This window comes from Protofrankia sp. Cas8 (genome assembly GCF_963555845.1).
Taxonomy (GTDB): Bacteria; Actinomycetota; Actinomycetes; order Frankiales; family Frankiaceae; genus Protofrankia.
In genome coordinates, this window is the sequence record NZ_CAUVXI010000247.1 from 1 (window position 1) to 6,282 (window position 6,282).

At 68.4% G+C, this 6,282-nt stretch carries 5 protein-coding genes and 2 pseudogenes; 3 read left to right on the forward strand and 4 right to left on the reverse strand.

Annotated features, from left to right (window positions below; translation table 11 throughout):
* Window positions 1–493: 493 nt before the first annotated feature.
* Both U9977_RS23990 and U9977_RS23995 read right to left on the reverse strand, forming a co-directional pair.
* Window positions 494–805, reverse strand: a pseudogene (locus U9977_RS23990) (IS110 family transposase); the annotation flags it as partial.
* A 260-nt stretch (window positions 806–1,065) separates the two neighbouring features.
* Window positions 1,066–1,299, reverse strand: a pseudogene (locus U9977_RS23995) (ATP-binding protein); the annotation flags it as partial.
* A 65-nt stretch (window positions 1,300–1,364) separates the two neighbouring features.
* Between U9977_RS23995 and U9977_RS24000 the strand changes: the two are divergent.
* Together U9977_RS24000 and U9977_RS24005 are read left to right on the forward strand one after the other, a co-directional pair.
* A complete protein-coding gene (locus U9977_RS24000; RefSeq protein WP_322751550.1) occupies window positions 1,365–1,610 on the forward strand; it encodes a hypothetical protein in 246 nt (81 codons plus the stop codon).
* Window positions 1,601–2,476, forward strand: coding sequence for a helix-turn-helix transcriptional regulator (locus U9977_RS24005; protein WP_322751551.1), 876 nt, complete (start codon window positions 1,601–1,603; stop codon window positions 2,474–2,476). The genes U9977_RS24000 and U9977_RS24005 overlap by 10 nt, the downstream gene beginning before the upstream one ends.
* Here the strand turns inward: U9977_RS24005 and U9977_RS24010 are convergent.
* The gene (locus tag U9977_RS24010; RefSeq protein WP_322751552.1) at window positions 2,435–3,922 is read right to left on the reverse strand and encodes an isocitrate lyase/PEP mutase family protein; all 1,488 of its coding nucleotides are present in this window, start codon (window positions 3,920–3,922) and stop codon (window positions 2,435–2,437) included. The two genes, U9977_RS24005 and U9977_RS24010, sit on opposite strands and share 42 nt — an antisense overlap.
* 137 nt (window positions 3,923–4,059) lie before the next feature.
* Window positions 4,060–5,313, reverse strand: a complete 1,254-nt coding sequence (locus U9977_RS24015) for an ATP-binding protein (RefSeq protein WP_322751553.1) — start codon at window positions 5,311–5,313, stop codon at window positions 4,060–4,062.
* A gap of 581 nt (window positions 5,314–5,894) precedes the next feature.
* On the opposite strand from U9977_RS24015, the gene U9977_RS24020 reads away from it, so the two are divergent.
* On the forward strand, window positions 5,895–6,282 hold a 388-nt coding region (locus U9977_RS24020; protein ID WP_416210764.1), incomplete at its 3' end, for a transposase.

A 6,282-nucleotide genomic window follows, 5' to 3' on the forward strand; every position in this document is an offset into this window, starting at 1 on the left:
CTTCGGTATATATAGATTTGTGTCACGAATTGGCGCAAGGTTGGTCTCCTCGGGCCAGGGGCGCCTGGTGTCGTCGCCACCCGGCAGCAGGGCACGTAGCCGGTTGGCCTGCGTCGCCGGCGTCCCACTCCACCTGGCAACCGTTTGGCCGATCCGGCATGGGGGTGTCGTCCGGCAGGCAGCCCCGTTATTCGCCGTGGTAGAGCCGTTGCAGGTCGATGAGTTGGATGGTGTGGTCGTGGGCGGCGGCCTCGTGTAGTTCGGGTGTGAAGCCTGCCCCGCTGAAACACAGCAGGCGTGGGGAGTCGCCGTTGGCGGTATGTGTGGGTAGCAGGCTGCGGATGTGGTCGAGGCGCTGCAGGTGACTGATACCCATGGTTGTGTTCCATTTCGCTTCGCCGAGGGCGAGCAGGATTTCGCGTTCGGAGTCGTGGTGGCCGAAGACCGCGCCGTCGATCTCGTGGCTGGTCCTGGCGGTCGGGTCGTTGACGGTCCCGGCGTCGCTCTTCGCCCCTGACGTCGAGTGCCGCTCGCGGTAGCGGGCGGCCTGCAACGGGTTGACCGCGATCACCTGGTAGCCGGCGGCGATCAGCGCCCGCACCCACGGCCCCCGGTCCGTCTCGATCCCGATCACCACCTGATCCGGGTTGGCGTCGGCGGGCACGTGCCGGCCGATCAGCTCGTGCACCCGGCTGATGCCCGCGACGCCTTCCGGCAGCCGAGCCTTGCCCAGCCGGCGGCCAGCCTCGTCCTGGACCTCCACATCGTGATGATCCTCAGCCCAGTCGTCCCCCACGAACAGCAAGTTACGCCTCCCGTCCACGCCAACAGAAACATCAGCAGCCCGCGGGAGAACCACCAGCGACCTAATGGTCAAGTGCTCACGCCACGGTCGGCGGGCGACGACATCCCATCAGCGGTCAACTCTCCCGACCACCGGCAGGGACACGATCTGTCAATAGGACTCGACTACGTCCTGGTTCCGAGAGTGCTCACCCACCGGCGGCTACCAGCACCAAGCCTGCCCTACAGCCGACCCGGTAGCTCCCATTAGGTTCCGCCGCGATAGAGGGCGAGAGCCTCACCGAACTGGCGCAGGGCGTCGGTCTCGGTGGTCTCGGTGGCGGTGAACAGGAAACCACTGTCGGCACGGGTGATGGCGTCGAGGAGGAAGGTCTTGCCCTGGCGTCGCCGTCCGGAGACCACCCCGAGGGTGGCTTCCCGGCTCGGGTGACCGACGAAGCGGGTGAGTTCGGCCCATTCGAAGTCGCGGTCGAACACCTCGGCGGGCTTGTCCACCACGCGACCCTCCGATAACTCCACTTATTATAGCTGGAGTCATCCATCATATCCTGGAAGCGATCGTGCCGATCGTGCCGATCGTGCCGATCGTGCCGATCGTGCCGATCGTGCCGATCGTGCCGATCGTGCCGATCGTGCCGATCGTGCCGATCGTGCCGATCGTGCCGATCGTGCCGATCGTGCCGATCGGGACGGCGACCGGCGCGAACGGGCCTACCGGGGTGGGACTCTACGGACGTGGTTCGCGCAGTGTGGCCGGCAGGTTCCATTCAGGCGTGGCTGTTCATCCGGTTGGGCTGTGGAAGTAGTGGCCCTTGTCGAGATCGTCGATGAGGCCGGGGTCTTCTTCAGCGCCCGGCAGCGCCCAGCCGCGAGCCTGGCTGCCGAGGTGGGGATCGCCGTCCTCAGGATTGCGTTCGAACGCTGGATCGTCGAAGGGTCGGTGCCCTACTGTGGCCGCGTGGGTGTTGACGCCGACATTTCGGTGCCGGCGCGGCTCATCGCCGAGCCCGCGCGGGCCCGTATGCTCGTCGGGCTGGTCGGGGGCATCTGCCTGCCCGCGGGTGATCTGGCCCGCCTGGCCGGGGTATCGGCATCGACGGCCAGCGGGCATCTCAAAGCGCTGGTCGCCCACGGGTTCGTCACGGTGGAGCGATCCGGGCGCCACCGGTACTACACCCTGGCGAACGCCGACATCGCGTACGCACTGGAGGCTCTACAGGTCGTTGCCCCCGAGATCCCGGTGACGTCGCTGCGCGGGCACCGGGTTGCTGCCGAGCTGCGGGCCGGGCGGCGCTGCTACGACCACATGGCCGGAGACCTCGGGCTGCAGGTGACCGGGCTGCTGGTGCGTGCGGGCATCGTCGGACCGCTGCGTGCCGGCGCCACCGCGGACCTGCACCTCGACGGCCCCGGTCACCCGCTCCTCGACCGGTTCGCCCTGCAGGAGATCGGCGGCTCCCCGCGTCGCCCGCTGGTCCGGGGCTGCCTGGACTGGACAGGGCGCCAGCCGCACGTCGCGGGCCGGCTGGGCGCGCACCTGCTGACGGTCTTCCTCGACCGCGGATGGGTGACTACCCGCCCGGGCAGCCGCGCGCTGCGCCTGACCGGCGCGGGCGAGAGCGTGCTCGTCTCACTCGATGCCGGCGTGTCCGCCGCGTGGGAGGCCGGCTGAGTAGCGGGCGGCCAGGCCCTGGATGGCGCCGTAGGAGATCGCGGGCGGTGCCGGTTCGCCGTCGCGTATGCGGACCGCCACCTCCACCGCCCGGGCCAGCGCGGCACGGTACAGCAGCGAACCGCAGCTGATCCGCCGCACGCCGAGCCGGGCCAGTTCCGTCGCCGAGTGGTCCGCTGAGGCGAGCACGTTGACGGGGACCGGCACCGCGGAGACGATCTGCCGGATCTGCGGGCTATTGAGCCGTCCGGGCACGAAGACGCCGTCGGCCCCCGCACCGACGTAGCGACGAGCCCGGTCGACGGTCTCGGTCTCGGTCTCGGTCTCGGTCACGGTCGCAGTGGCGGCCTGCGCGGTCCAGAACGTGTCGACGCGGGCGTTGACGAACAGGCGCGGGCACCGGTCCTTGATCGCTGCGATTTTGGCTGCGTGTGCGTCGGACGCAACGAGTCGTCCCCGGGTGGTGTCCTCGATGTTGATGCCGTCGACTCCCAGCGAGGCCGCGTAGTCGGCGACGGCGGCCGGGTCGTCGGCGAAGCCGTCCTCGATGTCGATCGAGACCGGGCACGGCAGGGCGCGAAGCCGGCGCGCGAGGCGACGGGTGAGCTCGGGGATCGCCCGGGAGGCGTCGGCCAGCCCGTGCTGGGCCGCCAGCCCCAGGCTCGTGGTGCCGATCGCCGGGAAACCCGCCACGAGCAGGGCCGCCGCGGACGCGGCGTCCCAGGCGTTCGGCAGGATCAGCGGGTCGCCGGCCCGGTGCAGGTCAGCGAAGGTCATTGCCGCATTGCCGCATTGCCGCATTGCCGCCGCCGCGAGCCGGTGCGCGAGGTCCCGTCCCGGGCAGGCATGCCGGCCGCTACCGAACGGTGCCCCGGACAGGTCCACCTCGACGGTCTCGCCGCGGGGGCCGACCCGCCGGGTGCTCGGGATGGGCGGCGGGCCGTCCCCACCGCGGCGCAGGTGGGTGATCAGCGCGCGGGTGGCGGTATGGGCCTGCACGAGCACGCACAGCTTCGCCGCCGTCAACTCGTCGTGGCCGCCGCACACTGCGATGAGCCGCTCGACGGCGTCGTCGGCCTCGGGTATCACCGGCAGATGGGGGTGGTACGAGGCAGCAGCCGACGCGACGTCGGCCACGAGGTGCTCCGACAGTCCCAGCGCCGTGAGCAGCATCGCGGTCGGATCGCCGCCCGGGCGCGGATCGACCACCAGGCCGGACAGCAGCTCATCGATCAGCCTCCGGCGGCGCGCGTGGTCAGCTCCCTCGCTGAACCGCGCGACGCTGCCGCGCAGCCAGGCGACGCCGGAGCCGTCCGCCGGGCACCGCGGCACTGAGAACGCAGGGTCGTCCAGGACGGACGACGGCATCTTCTCCACGACTTGATGGTGGACCGCCAGCGTTTCGGTGACGCCCGAACCGTCCCCGCCATCAACCGGATCAGGCACGGTTCCGGTCGTGCCGGCGCATCCACGTCGTCCTGCCGTTGTTCGTCGTTCCTCGAGCCAAGGCGGACGCAACAGACGCGACATCATGGTCACCAGCCAAGCCCCCATGGCTACTCGTTCGGCTGCTCGCAGGCCGGCTATCCCGTCCGGGCTGCCCACAGCGCACAGATGGGCAGTGCCCAGATCCGGTCGTCGAGATCGAAGGGGATCGGGCCGGTATGGAACACGACTCCCGCGCGGAAGTCCGGGCCGAGCTGATCGCGCAGCCATATGAGGTGGCGGGCGTCCCGAGCGGTCGGCGCCGAGGAAGCCTTGATCTCGATTCCGATCACTTCGCCTCCTCCGAGGTCTATGACGACGTCGACCTCTTGGCCGTCCCGAGAGCGGATATGGTGCAACCGGGCACGGGGGTGGAGTAGGGACACTTCCGGCCGTAGCTGCGCGACGACGAAGGTGTCAATCAACCTGCCGAGCAGGTCTCCGTCCCGCAGGACGCTCCGCTCGTCCACCCGGGCGGCGGCGAGCGCGAGCGCGGGATCGGTCAGGTATCGCTTCGCCCGCTTGGTCAGCCTGTTCAGGCGGTTCGTCGCCCAGGCAGGAACCAGTTCGATCAGGTAGAGGGCAGTCAAGATCCGGTCGTACGCGTCCGCGGTCCGCTGGTTGATTCCGGCGGCCTGGTAAACCGTGCTTTCGGCGGGGAGGCCGGCCGTCGAGAGCCCGAGAACCTCGAGGTAGCGGCGTAGTCGAATCGGGTCCCGTCGCTCCCCCGCGGCCAACACGTCTCGATTGACGACGTGATCGATGTAGGCGTCCAGCCACGCGAGTCGCCCTGGTGCGCTCAGGTTCAAGGCGGCCTCGGGGAAGCCGCTCCTCAATGCCAGGTCGACGTAGTCATCCAGGCCCGGGGACGGGCCCGAGATGCTCAGTTGCGAGATGTCCGAGTCCAGAAGCAGATCTAGCAGGCTCGGCTGATCGACGGAGTGAGCGATCTCCCGTTCGGTAAGACCGTGCAGGACCAACCGGACGACCCGACCCGTCCCGGGCCACTGGCGGGTCGTGAAGTCGGCTTCGACGCTGCCGGTGAGGAGAAACCGGCCGGGACGAGGATCGTCGTCGACTGCGCGCTTGACCGCGCCCAGGATCTCCGGTACCTCCTGCCACTCATCGAGGAGAACGGGTTCCTGCGCGCGCCGCAGTGCTGCGTCCGGGTTCGCGGCAACCGCTGTGGCGACCGCGGGGTCATCCAACCGCAGGATGTCGTTGGCGATCCGCCGGGCGGAGGTCGTCTTCCCCGCGGCGCGCGGGCCGGTGACCATGACGGCGGGCAGGCCTGCGAGCAGACTCGCCAAGCGCCCGTCGGCGATCCGCGGAACATACCTTGACGTGGCCATACGGCCACAGTACACAATCTGCGAGTCTAGCAGTACAAGGTTTGCGCTCCTACTAGTACATGTTTTGCTGAGCCATCAGTACAAGGTTTGCGGCGCCGAGTACACATTCTGCGCTTGGCGACGAACAGATCAGTGACAGCCTCACGAGAGCAGGACCGCCATGATCGGGGTCGAAACGACCCTCACGTGTGTCGCAAGAGTGCACCTATCACCGAAGGCCCACGCCGCGAAGAAGATCACCAGCAGGTGCTTGACCTGCGGAATCATAGGTGGAGCTGAGGGGATGGAAATTGAACCCTGATCTAGGTGGCCGGTGTTTTTCGCTGCAACTATCTCTGTTGACGTTGCTGTCGGGGTGTGTCGGTCATCCCGACAGCTGGCCCTACGGGTATCGAATGGCCCCACCTACCGGCGAGACCTGGCCCCACCCCTTGTCTGGCGGGGGTCGGTTCGGTGAGTTCTGGCCCCACCGGCGGTGGTTGACGGTGAGTGACGCCGGGCCCTCTCTGCCAAGTTTGGTTGAGACAGAACGATCAGTCCGTCGGGTGTAGCGAGTAGGGCGAGATGCGGATCAGGATCTTGTGACATTGACCATGAATGACGTGTCGTCGGGTGGTCCAGAAGGACTGAGTGGGAAGGGGAGGAAAGAATCCGGACCGAGGGACGGCCAGACGACGCGGCGGACGTTCACCGCCGCATACAAGGTGAGGATCGTCGGGGAGTACGACGCGTTGACCGAGCACGGCGCTCGGGGGGCGTTGCTGCGTAGGGAAGGGCTGTACGAGTCTCATATCGGTAAGTGGCGTCGCGCACGGGACCAGGGCGCCCTGGGCGCGGCACGTACGTCCGGGCCGGCGACGGCAGTGCCGGCGGAGAACCGGCGTTTGAAGGCGGAGAACGCGAGACTGACCGCGGAGCTGGCGAAGACCCGGCCGGTACTCGAGGTCATGGGAAAAGTACACGCTCTCT

Excerpts from the sequence above, each read along its gene's own strand:
- U9977_RS24015 (WP_322751553.1), bottom strand. The coding sequence starts at position 5,313 with ATGGCCACGTCAAGGTATGTTCCGCGGATCGCCGACGGGCGCTTGGCG.